This is a genomic window from Bacillus sp. RC251 (assembly GCF_044908765.1).
Lineage (GTDB): Bacteria > Bacillota > Bacilli > Bacillales > Bacillaceae_G > Bacillus_A > Bacillus_A wiedmannii.
The window spans coordinates 224,975-241,075 of sequence record NZ_JBIYDP010000001.1 but is presented as its reverse complement, the minus strand read 5'-3'; the positions used below and the strand labels follow the sequence as shown (position 1 = coordinate 241,075).

At 35.8% G+C, this 16,101-nt stretch carries 9 protein-coding genes; 2 read left to right on the top strand and 7 right to left on the bottom strand.

What is annotated here, in order from left to right:
• Both ABH961_RS01225 and ABH961_RS01220 read right to left on the bottom strand, forming a co-directional pair.
• Complete coding sequence (locus ABH961_RS01225) at positions 1-6,693, bottom strand: DNRLRE domain-containing protein (RefSeq protein WP_404518779.1); 6,693 nt, start codon at positions 6,691-6,693, stop codon at positions 1-3.
• A gap of 285 nt (positions 6,694-6,978) precedes the next feature.
• On the bottom strand, positions 6,979-7,833 hold the full coding sequence (locus tag ABH961_RS01220; protein ID WP_404518778.1) for a CvfB family protein: 855 nt from the start codon (positions 7,831-7,833) through the stop codon (positions 6,979-6,981).
• A gap of 239 nt (positions 7,834-8,072) precedes the next feature.
• Here ABH961_RS01220 and ABH961_RS01215 point away from each other — a divergent pair, with 239 nt between their 5' ends.
• Positions 8,073-8,564, top strand: a complete 492-nt coding sequence (locus ABH961_RS01215) for a YajQ family cyclic di-GMP-binding protein (RefSeq protein ID WP_001040146.1) — start codon at positions 8,073-8,075, stop codon at positions 8,562-8,564.
• 529 nt (positions 8,565-9,093) lie between these two features.
• Here the strand turns inward: ABH961_RS01215 and ABH961_RS01210 are convergent.
• The 3 genes from ABH961_RS01210 to ABH961_RS01200 form a co-directional block, all read right to left on the bottom strand.
• Positions 9,094-9,981 carry a helix-turn-helix domain-containing protein gene (locus tag ABH961_RS01210; protein WP_098077710.1) on the bottom strand — a complete coding sequence of 296 codons (888 nt, stop codon included), beginning with the start codon at positions 9,979-9,981 and terminating at the stop codon, positions 9,094-9,096.
• 214 nt (positions 9,982-10,195) lie between these two features.
• A complete protein-coding gene (locus ABH961_RS01205; RefSeq protein ID WP_048545209.1) occupies positions 10,196-10,423 on the bottom strand; it encodes a hypothetical protein in 228 nt (75 codons plus the stop codon).
• A gap of 45 nt (positions 10,424-10,468) precedes the next feature.
• Positions 10,469-11,770, bottom strand: a complete 1,302-nt coding sequence (locus ABH961_RS01200; protein WP_048545211.1) for an alpha-amylase family glycosyl hydrolase — start codon at positions 11,768-11,770, stop codon at positions 10,469-10,471.
• Positions 11,771-11,982: 212 nt separating this feature from the next.
• Here ABH961_RS01200 and ABH961_RS01195 point away from each other — a divergent pair, with 212 nt between their 5' ends.
• Positions 11,983-13,215 carry an ammonium transporter gene (locus ABH961_RS01195; protein WP_048545213.1) on the top strand — a complete coding sequence of 411 codons (1,233 nt, stop codon included), beginning with the start codon at positions 11,983-11,985 and terminating at the stop codon, positions 13,213-13,215.
• A 275-nt stretch (positions 13,216-13,490) separates the two neighbouring features.
• On the opposite strand, the gene katB is transcribed toward ABH961_RS01195, so the two are convergent.
• Together katB and hemH are read right to left on the bottom strand one after the other, a co-directional pair.
• A complete protein-coding gene (katB, locus tag ABH961_RS01190) occupies positions 13,491-14,957 on the bottom strand; it encodes a catalase KatB (protein ID WP_048545215.1) in 1,467 nt (488 codons plus the stop codon).
• A gap of 54 nt (positions 14,958-15,011) precedes the next feature.
• Positions 15,012-15,971 (bottom strand): ferrochelatase, encoded by a 960-nt coding sequence (gene hemH / locus ABH961_RS01185; RefSeq protein WP_098077704.1) that lies wholly within the window; start codon positions 15,969-15,971, stop codon positions 15,012-15,014.
• Positions 15,972-16,101 lie beyond the last annotated feature (130 nt).

The window sequence follows — 16,101 nt, the reverse complement described above, 5'->3', positions numbered from 1 at the left end:
CTATCTCTTACTTTTCTTAGAGTTTCTTTTAGGATTATAATTTTTATATGCTGTTTTATACCCTTTATAATATCCATCTAAAAATACTCCTGCATCTGGAAGAAATCCATATACCCCCAAAGCCTTACTCCCCCTCATAATTAGTGCTTTAGTCGCTGTTTTTTTCGCATTATTCACAACTACATGTTTTCCGACTCGATTGCCAACTTTTACGCTACCTGCTTTTTGTTTGGATTGTTTTATAGATCCAGACCAACCTGCATATCCAGCTATTCCAAAAGGCATAACCTTCCCCGCTATGTTACCAGCTCCAGAAAAATTGAAACCATAGCTCTCAACCCAACTTTTTATTCCCGCTCTTACTCCCCTATCATTGGCATAAGCCGTTCTCTTATCATAAACCCACAATTGTGTCGTTCCCCAAGGACGATATGCCCAATGCCCATCCGGATCCACCATCATTACCGGATTATTGTCCGCATACGTATATCCATTCATTGTAACCGGATCATCCTCATCACCCGGATCCGGATCCACCGATAAGAACACACCATGCTCTGGGTTATAGTATCTCGCGATCAGATAATACATCCCAATTTCTTTATCATACATGTATCCCGCATATCCAAATGGGTTGTCCGCTGCGATTCCTTTTGCTTCACTCTTTAAGACGTTCCCCCATGCATCGTATTCATAGCTTGCGACTATTTGTCCGTCCTTGTCGGTCATTGCTATTACGTCACCGCGCGGGTTGTAGTGGTAGTATACCGATTGATCTTGGATTTTCATTGCTAGGCGGACGCCGTCTTTGTTGTAAACGTATTGACGGAGGACTTTTCCGTTCCCGTCTGTTTCGTATAGCGGGTTAATGCTGTCACCATCGTAGAAGTAACGGGTTACTTGTCCGTTTACGTTCTTTTCAATACGACGGTTTTCGTTGTCGTATTTATATGTTGCGAACGGTTTGGCTTCCCCTTTTTTCGTTACAGCAACAAGTTGGTCTGCTTCGTTCCATGTGTATGTGTATTTCCCATCAGATGTACGGTTACCATTTGCGTCATACGTTAACGATTCGTTTCCGAATTTTAGAAGTTGATTTCCTTCGTTAAATGTTGCGATTACTGATTTCGTTTCTTTTCCATTTTCTGTTACTTTCACACTCGTACGATTGCCAAATCCATCATACGTGTAGTCTCTAACTGTTCCATTTGGTGTAGATTCTTTTAATAATTGATTAATTGGATCATATACATAATTTGTTTCCGTTATTTTCCCATCAGGACTTTCATGTTTAATCTTCGTACGGTTTCCTGTTTTGTCATACTCATATTTCTCTAATAGTAACATTTGCTTTGGTGTTGCAATAGCTAAATCTGATAGTTTCCCTGTTTGATCATAATTATACGTTGCACTAGCATCATTCGGTGCGATATACGTACGTACGTGGCCGTTCTCATCATAATGGAAATTATAATGTGCCCACATTTCATCCCAAACAGATGTGTTTTGATCTAAAGCATTATATTCATATTTTATTTTACTGTTATACCCACCGTGTGTAATTGACTGTTCTTTTAACTTTTCTGTTTTGCTATTTGCTTTATCATGATATGCCCAATCAATTTTCCCACCTCGGCTATCCGTTATACTCGTGATCCGATCTGCTGTATCATATGTTTTGCTTTTTTCAACCCCATTTACGTGATCTTTCACTTTCGTTTCTTGCCCATTAGCATCGCGTTCGAATGTAAAGGCATCTTTTCCATTTCGCTTTTCACCCATAATGCGATCCGCTGTATCATAACCCCATTCAATCAGTGAGCCATTTGGCATTTTCGTTTTTGTCTTATTTGCATTTGCATCATATTCATATTCAATGCGGCGATTTAACGCATCGATATACGTTGTAATTTTATTATCTACATCATACTCATATTTGTGTGTTTGTGTTTTCCCACCAAACATTATAGATTTTTCAGTTGTATTGCCATTATGATCATAATTATAACCAACAGAAGTTCCATTTTTTAATGTCACTTTTTTAAGTTGATTATCTTTATTGTAATCGAAAGATTTTGTATTCCCTCTCTCATCGGTTTCTGACTTTTTATTTCCGACTCCATCATAAGAAAAGGCTATTTTATTTCCTTCTTCATCATACGAAGCTGTTACATTTCCATCGTTGTCATATTCATTTTTGACAAGCACATTCCCTTCTAATAACCGAATATCATCAAACCATACTTTTCCTTTGTTTTCATTTCTAAATAACAAATAAGTATCGATATGTTTAATCAGCTTTGTCGCTGGAATGAATACCGCACTACGATTCCAATCATTCGTTCCATTCGGAAACATAGCTGTAAAATTGGCAGTACTACCATCTTGATACGTTACATCTGCTCGTACTGCATAATCTTTCGATAATTTTTCTCCTGCACTATTCTCTACTTTCTCGGATTTTGACATAGCAGTTAAAGTTAAGTTTTGTTCTTGTTTTTGATTTAGTACAACACGACTTTGGTAACTAATGTCCTTCTGATTATATTGTAAGTTTTCTAATACAATAGAAGAACCACCATGAAATCCTTCTGTTGCTATATCTTTTCGATTACAATTTTCCGGACAATTTCTAGTCCAATTCGGAACAGATCCAGTTTCCGAATACTCTTCAAAACTACTATTTACAATTGGATTAAAACTAGATGATACATCTCCTTTTTCAAGCTGCAACTTATCAAACCAAGCTGCTCCACTTACAGATTCTCTTTCATGTTCAATGACTAAATGTATTTTTGCTTTACTTGCCTTATCTGTCGTTTTAAACGTCAATTGACGATTCGACCATCCATTTTCTGATTTTAAATTATTTGAGCGATGGTCGAACCAATCCGTTCCACCAGTCGGATTTCCGTTTTCATCTAAGAACATGACATTAAAATAGGCATCTGCATTTTTCAGTGTAGTTTTCACCATACCCGTTAATGTATAGTTCGTATTAGGTTCTACTTCTACCTCCTGTGCTATTGCTGTATACCCCCAAGAACTAGCCCCAGTTATTTGCGCAGTTAGCTTCAATGAACCTGAGCCACCAAGCCCACCCGGTGCTCCTTCCACATCCTTTGTCATAGAGCCCTTACTATCTTTATTCACCATTGTCCAATTTTGTAATGTGTCCATTTCAAAGCTTGGATTTTTTAGAAGGTTTCCTCCTACACCAATATTTTTACTCGTTTGAATGACATTCCCAAATTTATCATACTGTTTTACTTCAGCTGTTTCGGAGACATGATTTGTTTCTGAAACAGCTGCATTTGCTTGTTGATACGCTATAGTAGTTTTCCGATCTTCTACATCTGTCGCTTTAATAACATCATTATTTTTATTATATTCAAACTTTTCAGTCCCTGTTGGATCTGTTACAGAAGTCACATTACCATTGTTATCATACGTGACTGTTTCCACTTGATTTTTAGGCGTTGTCGTTTTCTCCAAGTGATTCGCTTTATATTCATATGTTGTCGTTAACTTTAATTGCTCTGCATCTACAACTATTTTTGCTGGATTACCAGCTTGATTATAGCTATGCACCGTTTTACGAGCTTTAGCATCCGTCAACGTTACCTCTTTAGCTGCATCGTTATAAGATAATACCGATTCCTTTCCTAGCGGGTCTGTTACCTTTACTAATTTATTATTTTCATACGTATATGTCGTTTTATATGGTTTTGTTTCCGTATGTTTCGGATCAAACGTATAACGTAGTTTTCCATTCTCATAGCCATAACGATACTTCTTTCCTTCTGGTGTCGTAGATCCTACTAACTGATCATTTTCGTATTCGAACGTTACAGTTCTATTTTCTGGCCCTATAAATTGAGAAACGAATTTCCCTGTATACGTAATAGTAATAGTACGTCCTGATGCATCTGTAATCTTAATCGGCCTTTGATTTGTATCATATTCATACTTCACAACATTTCCAAAGCTATCTTTCTCTTGTTGTACTTTTCCTTGCTTTGAAAATGTTATAACAGATTGATCTTTATCTTTTAATTCAAATCCATCAGCTATTTTCTTTACTTCTAAATGAATACCATTAGGTGCTTGATATTGATTATCACCTGTTTTAGTAAATAGTAATGTGGATTTGTCTCTCGTTGTATATAAAATATTTCCAGAAGATTCTTCTTTAATCACTTCTTCTAATGAACTATGCCAGCCTTTTCCGAATAAACCAGTTCCGGTATCTTGACTATTATACGTTCGATCAATAGATACACTCGGGCCTTTTCCAGACAGATTAAAATCCGTCTCATCCATAACAAAGTTTCCATTAATAGCAGTAACCTTTCCGCCAATTACATTCACTGCCGCCCAATAATCTTTCGTGCCAAGCCAAGAAACTTCATTCGAAAAAGTTGGTGTAAACTCTTGTGAAATTTCACTTTCTGCATGACCCGCTTTACTATACGCTGTTACCCGGAACCAATAGTTTTTGGAACCACCATATATACCACCAGAATTGCGGTAGACTGGAGATGGATCTAGCGAAAGCTCATTTCCTTTTTGGTCATGATGAAATTGATATTTCCCACTAGAAATTTCCGCTTCTGTCGGCCAAATATTTTGTCCTTGCGTTGTCCAAGTTGTTGTATTACCAACATCAAACGCTTCATAGTCTTTCCCGTTATAAATCCATACTTTATAACCACTTGCCTCTGGTACAGGATCCCACTTTACTGATACATATCCTGTATTACTACCCGGCCCATTTGTATAAGCTGATCCAGATGGCCTCTTTACTTGCTCTAGCGGAACATAGGAAACTGTTTCATCAGACAGCGGACTATCACCGTATGGATATTCCGCTACAATTCGAATCCAGTACCCACGAGCTGAACTATAATCCCCATATGGGCTACCTGCCAAATAAGCATTTTTGTACATTGGGCCAGGGCTTACGGAAAAATCCGTCCCCTTTCCATCTTTATGAAACTCAAATTTCCCTGCATTTATTTCATCTTGTGTAGGGAAGATTTTCTTATCTTTCGTACTCCAACTTGTTACATTTCCGACAGGAATATATTCATAGTCATATCCATTAAAAATGGCAACTTTATATCCTTTTGCACCTTGAACTGCGTCCCATTGTATATTGAAATGCCCTGATTCACTTCCAGTTCCATTCGAATACGCTTGTACCCTCGGTTTATTCAATTTTTCATATGAATAATTAACCGCTAAATATGGCGCATTCGAACCATTTTGAGCTGCGACAAATTTCTTCCAATGCGTCTGTCCATTTCCGTTAGCATGTAATTTGAATCCATAATTCGGTCTCGTTCCATCTACCCACGCTTTTACTGTATTTGTTACATTAAATTGCGCCCACTTCCCCCGACCTACATTTGTTTGAGCAATATTATTTGATCCTGGCTTATTACTCCAATTAATATTAGAAACATTCCAATTTCCCGTTACTTCATCAAGCCATACACCATTTGGGCTATCCCCGTAATAATGCCATATAGCATACGTATGAAATGTTGCACTTTGAATTGTTGCGCCTTTTAAATTAGAAATATCAGGTTTAATAAAAGCATCATTTGTGCCTGTTCCTGCATTAAAATAACCGACTTTTAACGTATATGCCTTTTGTCCTTCATCCCATAAACTACCGCCTGAATAATTAATATTAGGATCAGCATTTGATGCATATGCATTTTCAAATCCCCTTACCGTAACCGAGGGATCTATAAAAACAGGATACTTACGTTCGGCTGATTCTAACCATTTTGGATCTGCAGTAACTGTTAAATTGTATTTCTTCCCCCCAGCAGGAGTTATCTCATATTTCACATCTTGAGATGTAACAGCTTCTCCGGATTCCTGATTAATATTTGAGTCAGCCATATAAGGCTTTGGTAGTACAAATACATTCTCCTTTTTTTCATTTTGAAAAATAATAGAACCATCTTCTTTTAAACTCGGCTGTAAATCTGTCTGTAATTCGAATGAAAAAATGTGATGCCCTGTATATTGATGAAGAACGAAGTCTTCCTTTACATTTTCATTAAATGTTGTACTTTTTAAATCAATACTTGGAAAAATCCCTTTATACCATACTGTATTCTCTTCATGCGACGCTGTAACAGCTGTCGGTTTTAATTCACCCTTCTCACCACGTGCGCCTGTCAATTCATACTGAATCGTATGTCCATCCACTTCGAATTGAACATACTTTCCATCCTTTACTACTTTCTCAAACTTCGGCTTTAATGCTGTATTTTCTGTTACGATTTTTTTATCTGGTGATTCTACTAAATTAGTAGAAACCTCTTCTAATTTCCCATTCTTTTCTGCATGAATTGGTTCCGTATATATTTTTTTAGTAAACGTACCATCTTGATTATCAAAAACCTTTTCTGTCTCCGTCCGTTCTTCTACAACTTCAGTCGGCTTAGCTTTTGCATTCGCATTTTTTTGTTTTATCTGATCTGGATGTGGAGCTGGTAATTCCTTCTCGTCTTTCTGTTCTACTTGTGGACTCGGTTCTGAATTTGGCGACGGTGTAAACGGCGGTACCGTTTCCGCCAGTCCATTCATCGGTATAGAAGTAACAATTAATGCAACTACCATAAGCTGTATGAAGTACCTATACCACTTTTTCTTAACTTGCTTCTTTTCCATACATTCACCCCTAATTCGCATCGGTTTTATTCTTACAATTAACAATTTAAAGAATTTTCCGAGGGGCTTCAACATAAAAACGACAATATTGTGACATTTTTTCTAAAAATGTATATTTTCCGACAATTTACCATTTTATATTCCTTTTTCCTTATAAATACAGTAAAATATTTGTAGATTAAACGTTTTATTACACCTTATTTACTTTTTATCTACTTTATAATAAAAAAGAACTATCTCTTCTCTTAAAAATTTAGAGAAAAAATAGTTCTTTTTTCATTCACTTTATTTCTTAAAGTAAGTCCAACCTTCTTCTTGGTAAACCTTTTCTTCTTTCATCAACTTACCAAGTGCGCGCTTAAATGCAGCTTTACTCATGTTAAAGCGTTCTTTAATATCTTCTGGATGGCTCTTATCCCAAAACGGCATTGCTCCGCCTCGTTCTTCCATATATGCATAAATTACAGTAGCATCATCTTCCATTCCTTCTTCTTTACGAGGAAGAAGTGAAATGTTAATTGTACCGTCATCTTTCACATCAATAATACGGCCCGTTACACGTTCACCGATGCGGACTTGTTCTTTTCTTTCAGTATGGTGTAAGAAAGCACGGAAATGCTCATCAGTTAGTATGAATGAACCAACTTGAAGTGAACGATACACACGTCCATTTACGTTTTTATTACGCATAGATGGCGTCGCATCTACGATAATTTCTTGCATATCACTGTCTCTTGCGGGAAGAGCGATAAGGCGATCACGATTCGTTAATTTTAACGTACAATATAATTCGTCTCCAACCTCTGGCCATACTGGCATATAAATCGGGAACTCATCAGCTGGGATTAGTATATCTTTTGATACACCAATATTAACAAACACACCTAAACTAGGAATAACTTCTACAACCTTTACCCAGTTCCAATCAAAAGTTGTAATAAGCGGCTCCTTCATTGTTGCTGAAATACGATTTTGGTGATCAAGGTATAAGAATACATCAATCGTATCGCCTTCTGCAATTTCTCCAACTAATTCGTTTTTATGTAAGAAGATTTCTTCTTCTTCATTCCCAACCATATAGCCGATTTCCGTTTCGCGTAAAACAGTTACCTTTTCAATCGATCCTAATTGTAAATACATATTTTTTAATTCCCTTCTATATATATAAAATTAACTTTTTTATATTTTTTATCATTCCAAACAAAAGTTAATTATAACACGATTTTTCCTTTATTTGTCCAACTGCCCAAAATTCAATATAATAAAATGAGGTTACATAAATATAAGTATGAAAACACTTAAGTCTAGGCTCGTTTTCAGCTATACTTTAGTATGTACAGTACATAAAAAGATTAGAAATTTATTTGGAGGTGCTAACTATGGCAAAAGATAGTTCTTTTGACATCGTTTCGAAAGTAGAATTACCTGAAGTAACAAACGCAATTAACATCGCATTAAAGGAAATCCAAAACCGATATGACTTTAAAGGAAGTAAAAGTGATATTAAATTAGAAAAAGAAGTACTTGTTTTAACTTCTGACGATGAGTTCAAATTAGACCAAGTAAAAGACGTTCTAATTTCTAAACTTGTAAAACGTAACGTTCCAATTAAAAACTTGGATTACGGAAAAGTTGAAGCTGCGACTGGTAACACTGTTCGCCAACGCGCAACACTTCAACAAGGTATCGATAAAGATAACGCGAAAAAAATTAACAACATCATTAAAGAAATGAAATTAAAAGTAAAAACACAAGTACAAGATGACCAAGTACGTGTTACAGCGAAAAGCCGTGATGACTTACAAGCAGTTATCGCAGCCGTTCGCAGCGCTGATTTACCGATTGACGTACAATTTATTAACTACCGCTAAAAAGAAAAACATCCTCTGTGCAGAGGGTGTTTTTCTTTTTAGCTTGTAGAGAAAATATTACAAAGTCTAAGCTTACGAGCAATCAGATTTTTAGAATGGGTATTTAATTATTATGCATAAACGAAGAAGGTCCTTTTAATAATCGGCGCAAAAACCTCTCTCCCCACTCAAATGTAACAAATTATGAGTATAAGAATATTTTCCACCCTTTCATGTAATGTAAAATTAGTAAGGAATTTATTTTATGAACAAATGTTAATTAAAAAAGAGTTAGAAGTGGTTATTTGAAGAAATTAATACTATGTTTTTTATTAACTACATTCTGTCTATATATTGCAGGGTGTTCTAATAATATAACTACACCCGGGGATACACCTAAAACTTCAACACCTGCGAAGTGTAAATACATCAACAAAGCTTGGTATAAGAAACCTATAAAATGTAATAATTGATGATATAAGTTATAAAAAAGACACCATAAGGTGCCTTTTTTATAGAAATTAATAAGATATTCATCAGAAATTATGAGTCATTTTTTATTTTGTTTTTCAAAATATTTTTCTTTAACTATTTTGATCAGATTTTCTTTTTCTGTTAGTTCAAAGATAAATAATGCTTTTTTCATGTTATCAGCTACATCTTCTTCATTATATTGTTTCAGCTTTAGTAAATTCCAAGCTTTCCCATAATATAATTCACCTAATAAATATAACGTGTTTAGATTAATAGCTAATTTGATACCCATATCATTGTATTTTATTGCCTCTTCATGTTGATTTGCATGACCTAAAATTTTGGCTAAATTAAAAATGATTTTTAATTTAATCTCTTTATCTCTAGGAAAATCTAACTTATTAAAATTAGTTAAACATCTTCTTAATATATTAATACTCTTTTCATACTCTTTATTTTCCCCATAAAATATAGCCATTGACTGCATAATATCTATTTCTCTTTCTGATAAAAAATCACCATTCGTTACAGTTAGTTTTAATGCACTATTTAAAAGATTTAAAGCAGTTTTTATTGATGTATTTACATGAAATATAGCAATTGCTTCATGCCATATTAGAAATTGTTTATCTTCTTTTAACTGGAAATTACTTTCGTTTTTCTCTTGTTTCACTATTTCGTAAAGTTCATTATATTGTTTTTGCTTTATACAGTCTCTCATTACATATTTTACATTTTCTACATACTTTAGTTTTTTGTTTTGAGTTAGTGCGAAAATATTATTTGGATCAATACCAAGTCTTTCAGATAACTGATATAACAATATACTAGATGGATAAATTATACCTTTTTCTATTTTGCTAATTTGACTTTGTGAACATATTCCATGACACAATTCAGATTGTGATATATTCTTTTTCATTCTAAGTTCTTTAATAGTAATACCCAAATCGTAAAATTCCATTTTTCCTCCTCAAATATAACCCTCAATGAGTATCAGAATATTTTTTCACCCTTTAATGTAATGTAAAATTAGTATAGTTGCAATTATTGTTTGTTCTAACGATCTGTTCACTTCTTTGCTCAGCTGCATTTCGAGGAGAGAGTCTTACTTCACAAAAAAACAGACTAGGGAGAAAGTTTTCTCCTTAGCCTGTCCCACCGAGATTTCGCATTTATTAAGAGCAACACCATATTGCTTTATCAAATGATTTTTTAGGTATGTATACTTTATCATTTTCGATTTTGTATTTTATATCGTTTCTCTTCAGAACTGCCGTATCAACAGAATGAATACTATCGCCCCACCGAACAAATTCCCCATCATCACGCTTTTCCCAAAAATAAAAACTTACGAATACGATAAAAACACATAAGCATAGAACGAACCACTTCTTTTTCCGCAAATACCTCACCACCTTAAACTGAAGAACTACTAAAAAAAACGCTACTCATTTCCGTCTCTTTTTAACCGCAATTAAAAAAGCAATAAACAATACGTTCACACCGACGATTAAAGAGATAAATAGCCAATTCACACCTGTTTCCCCGTTAACTTTATATACATTTGATTCTTCACGCTTTAAAACAAGATAAAACTTTCCGTTTTCTTCTCTTATAATTTCATCTTCTAACAATCCTCGTAACTCTTGTTTTTCGCCAATTGCACTTACAGGTAAAGCAACTTTTTGTGTTTCTTTCGTATTATTAATCGCTACTAATGTTACTTCATCTTTATACTTTCGTTTCAGTACACTCATTCCATCTTTATCGTATAAAAGCTCAAACGTTCCATGGCGTAAAGATGGTCTCGCTTGTCTAAGCTCACCGAGTTTCGTTATGTGCTGCACAAATTTTTCATCTGATTTGAAATCCATTAATCGTCTATTATCCGGGGTATCCCCTCCATCTAATGCAATTTCAGTCCCGTAATAAAAATTCGGAATACCTGGTGATGTTAATAAATAGGTAAGGGCTAGTTTCAAACGAGATGGTGGATAATTCATATTCTCTTTTGCAATACGGGCAAACCTTTTTGTATCTTGATTATCTAAAAATGTAAAGGATTCCCCTTCTTTTTTACTCACATCATATAAAGGTTTCACCGATACATCCACTTTAGAAAACGATTCTACTATTTTTTCGTTATATCCACTATCTTCCTTTGTCATAATACGAAAATCTTTCTTTATCACTTGCATATCTTTTTGCACGTCATCCCAGAAAGAACGCGACTTTTTTTCACCATGTATCACATAACTTCCATCTAAATCGACTTCTTTGATCCACCATTTCATCGCGTCGATAACTTGTTGTTCGTTTTCTCCAAGCGGAAATTGTAATATAACTTTCATCCCTTTTGCATGCGCTTCTTGTACAAGTTCTTTCACATCATTTTCTGTTCCGAAATGTTCATTTACCTTTTGAAAATTTTGCACATCTAACCCATCGTACTTTCTACTTTCAAAAAACGGTGAAAGCATAACAGTCGTAAAACCCATTTCTTTTATGTAATCCAGTCTTTTTATAATCCCTCTTATATCTCCACCCTGATATCCTTCTAAATTGCCAACTTCTAACTGTTTGTCATTTTTCGGTTCTCCATTATTGAAGCGATCAATCATAATGGAATATACGACTTCGTCTCGCCACTCTCTTTTTTCATCTGCAAACGTATGTATTGGCACAAACAAAACGACAGCTAAACAAAAACAAATAAATAGTTTCCTAGTCCGTATTTTCCTCACACGCATCCCCCATGTTTTTTAATTGTAAGAATATTATACCAATTTTCAGAACGAATCACATACGTTGATTTCATTCCCTCAAAATATTTCATGTTAGATTTTCTAACATGAAATATAAAGTTTTCTGAATTTTTAGTTGATTTTTCATTTCATTTCGAATATGATATGAAACATAACAAACCGATGTTATTTTTCCTAACATCATAGGAGGAGAGAGAATGAATACAGAAGATACGGTTTTTATGTTTGTAACGACAGTAATGGTCATGTTAATGACACCAGGATTGGCACTTTTTTATGGGGGCATGGTTCGCAGTAAAAACGTACTCAGTACGACAATGCATAGTTATAGTGCAATGGCTATCGTTTCGATTCAGTGGATTGTGATCGGCTATTCTTTATCATTCGGACCAGATTGGCACGGACTTATCGGTACACTCGATTGGTTCGGTTTAAACGGAGTTACCTACGCACCAAATCCAGACTACTCATCTACTATTCCTCACAATTTATTTATGATGTTCCAACTCATGTTCGCCATTTTAACTCCCGCTTTAATTTCAGGTGCATTCGCCGAAAGAATGCGATTTTCTGCTTTCCTTATTTTCATCCTTCTATGGACAACAATCGTTTACAATCCTGTCGCTCATTGGGTATGGGGCGTTGGCGGATGGCTAAGAGAACTCGGCGCATTAGACTTCGCTGGTGGTAACGTCGTTCATATTACATCTGGGGTCGCCGGCCTTGTATTAGCTATTTTCCTCGGAAAACGAAAAAACATAAACGGTACTTCTCCTCACCATTTACCATTTACAATGTTAGGCGCAGGCTTACTATGGTTCGGCTGGTTCGGTTTTAACGTCGGAAGTGCATTATCTTTAAACGACGTAGCTTTAACCGCATTTATTAATACAAATATAGCAGCAGCTGCATCCGCATTAACTTGGATGCTTTCAGAATGGTTCTTCCAATCAAAACCGACTGCGATGGGAGCTGCTTGCGGTGTAGTTTCCGGTTTAGTCGCTATTACACCAGCTTGCGGGTTCGTTACACCTTTCTCCGCTCTTCTTATCGGAGCAATTGGCGGCGTATTATGCTTCGGAGCAGTCTTTTTCTTAAAAACAAAATTCGGATACGACGATACACTCGATGCATTCGGATGCCACGGTATCGGCGGGACTTGGGGCGGTATTGCAACAGGACTCTTTGCAACTACTACTGTAAATGCTGATGGCGCTAACGGATTATTTTACGGAAACGCTGCTTTACTGTTTAAACAACTGGTAGCAATCGGCGCAACATATGCATTCACGATCATCATGACGTACGCCATTATTAAAGCGATTAACTTCTTCCTCCCTGTTCGGGTAGATGAACACGAAGAACATATGGGACTTGATATTTCGATGCACGGGGAGAAAGCTTATGAGTATACTGAGCGGGTGAACTAAAAAAGAGATGCAATCTATTGGTAATAGATTGCATCTCTTTTTATTGTAGTTATTGGCGTTGCATACCCCAGCTGGTATTACGGCGGATATATCAGCGATTATTCGGATATATCGACGATTTTTAAACTATATCGGCGATTATTTCAATATATCGACGTTTCGACACGATATATCGATTTACCAATAAATTTCGACATGACAAAACTGCAAAATACTCCGGCGTAACTTTACATACATACAAAAAAGACGACCGTTTAACAGTCGTCTTTTCCTACTTATTTCGGAGCATTTCCTACATATTGCGTAATATCAACATTTAAAGCTTGCGCTAAACGCATTCCGTAATCGTGATCTGCACGGAAGAAGTTACAAATAGCTAGTAATTTCGTGCGCTCATTTACGTCTTTTAAGTCATTTGTTAAGTTTGCAATTAAATTGTCTTGCTCTTCTTTAGAGAATGAACGGTAACGCTCACCTGCTTGTTTAAAATCATTTGGTTTGTCAATTTTTTCACGAGATACGTAGCCTTCTACTTTCATAGTTGAATCGCGGTAAGTTGGGTCTTCAACTGGATTTTCCGCATGACGGCTCGGTTCGTAGTTAATTGTAGATGGGTTTTGATTGATTTGCATCGCACCATCGCGTTGTTGGTTGTGAACAGCTGCGTACGGGCAGTTTACAGGAATTTGTAAGTAGTTTGCACCAAGACGGTAACGCTGTGTATCTGGATAAGAGAATAAACGACCTTGTAATAATTTATCTTCAGATGGTTCAATACCATTTACAGTTGCACTTGGAGAGAACGCCACTTGCTCTACTTCCGCAAAGAAATTTTTCGGATTACGATTTAACGTCATCGTCCCCACTTCAATTAATGGGAAGCGATCTTCCGGCCATACTTTCGTCGGATCTAATGGATCGAAATCTAAAGAATCCGTTTCATCTAGTTGCATCACTTGTACGTGTAAATCCCACTTCGGATAATTTCCTTTTTCGATTGCATCAAACAAGTCACGAGTTGCATGGTTGAAGTCTTTTCCTTGTACTTCTTGCACTTCTTTTGCACTTAAGTTACGTACACTTTGCTGTGGTTTCCAGTGATATTTAATGTAGACGATTTTACCTTCTGCATTAATCCATTTAAATGAGTGAACACCGAAACCTTCCATTTCACGATAACTTGCCGGTGTACCGTAATCAGAAAATACCCACGTCATCATATGTGTAGATTCCGGGCTTAACGTCATGAAATCCCAATAACGATCTGGCGTTTGAACATTTGTATCAGGTGCTGGTTTTAAAGAATGCACCATATCAGGGAATTTAATTGCATCACGAATGAAGAAGACGGGTAAATGGTTACCTACGATATCGTAATTTCCTTCTTCTGTATAAAATTTAACAGCGAACCCACGTGGGTCACGAGCTGTTTCCGGAGAACCTTGACCATGAATAACCGTTGAGAAACGAACAAATACAGGCGTTTCAGTTCCTTCATTTTGTAAAAATGCTGCCTTCGTATATTGCTTCATGCTGTTTTTCGTTACGAATACGCCGTGAGCACCTGCACCACGCGCATGCACAACACGCTCTGGAATACGTTCACGATCAAAGTGAGCTAGTTTTTCTACTAAATGATAGTCTTCTAATAATACCGGTCCACGGCGACCAGCTGTACGAGAATTTTGGTTATCTCCAACCGGAGCACCTTGGTTTGTTGTTAAGCGATTATTTGGATTCATCTAGGGGATCCTCCTCTTTCTTAGTAATCATTATTTGTTTAAAATTATTATAAACTAATTATTATTTAAAATTAGATTCTTGTCAACTATTTCCTTCATTTTTTTGGAAACAATTTCAGCTAAGCAATCAATAAATACAGATTGTGAATTTGGCATATTCGGTCTAAAGTATGCCACGTTTAATTCATCAGTTACAACTTTACATTCGTAATCATTGTCATATAAAACTTCTAAATGCTCTGCTACAAACCCAACCGGACAGTATACGAAAGATTCATAGCCATGCTTTTCAAATAAATCTCTCGTTAAATCTTGCACATCCGGACCAATCCATGGATCAGACGTATTTCCAGCACTTTGCCAACCCGTTGTATAGTTTTGAATATTGGCAGCCTCTGCAATTAAATCTGCTGTATGCTGCAATTGCTCCACATAAGGGTCTCCGGCTGCAATAATTTTCTCTGGTAAACTATGTGCTGAAAAAATCACGACAGCTTTCTCTTTATCTTCAATCTTTGTAAATGTTTCTTTTAGTTGCTCTGTCCAATACGAAATAAATTTCGGTTCATCGTACCATTGTTCAATCGGTTCAATAATAGGCCCACCAATTTCTTCCGAAAGACGAATAGCACGGTCATTATATGCTTTAATGCTAAATGTAGAATAATGCGGTGCTAATACGATACTAATCGCCTGCTCAATTCCATCTTTCTTCATCTCTTCTACTGCATCTTCTATAAATGGAGCTATATGTTTTAATCCTAAGTAACAAGTAAATTCATACTCTGTAAATATTTTATTCATTGAATCTGTTAATTTATGCGCTTGCTCTTTCGTAATTTTTGCAAGTGGTGAAATTCCGCCAATCGCTTTATAGCGTCTGATTAAGTCTTGGAGTGCTTCTTCTGAAGGTTTATGCCCGTGGCGAATATGTGTATAGTACGCTTCTACATCATCTAATGATTCTGGCGTTCCATACGCCATTACGAGTAAACCTATCTTTTTCTTTGTCATCTATATCACACCTCAATTTTATAAATGAGAATCTTTTTCAAGAACGTTTGTTTCCAATTATAACAACTAATAATAAGTACGTCAAAATAATTATTCTAAATAAGTATTATTTATAATATGATTTTAAATT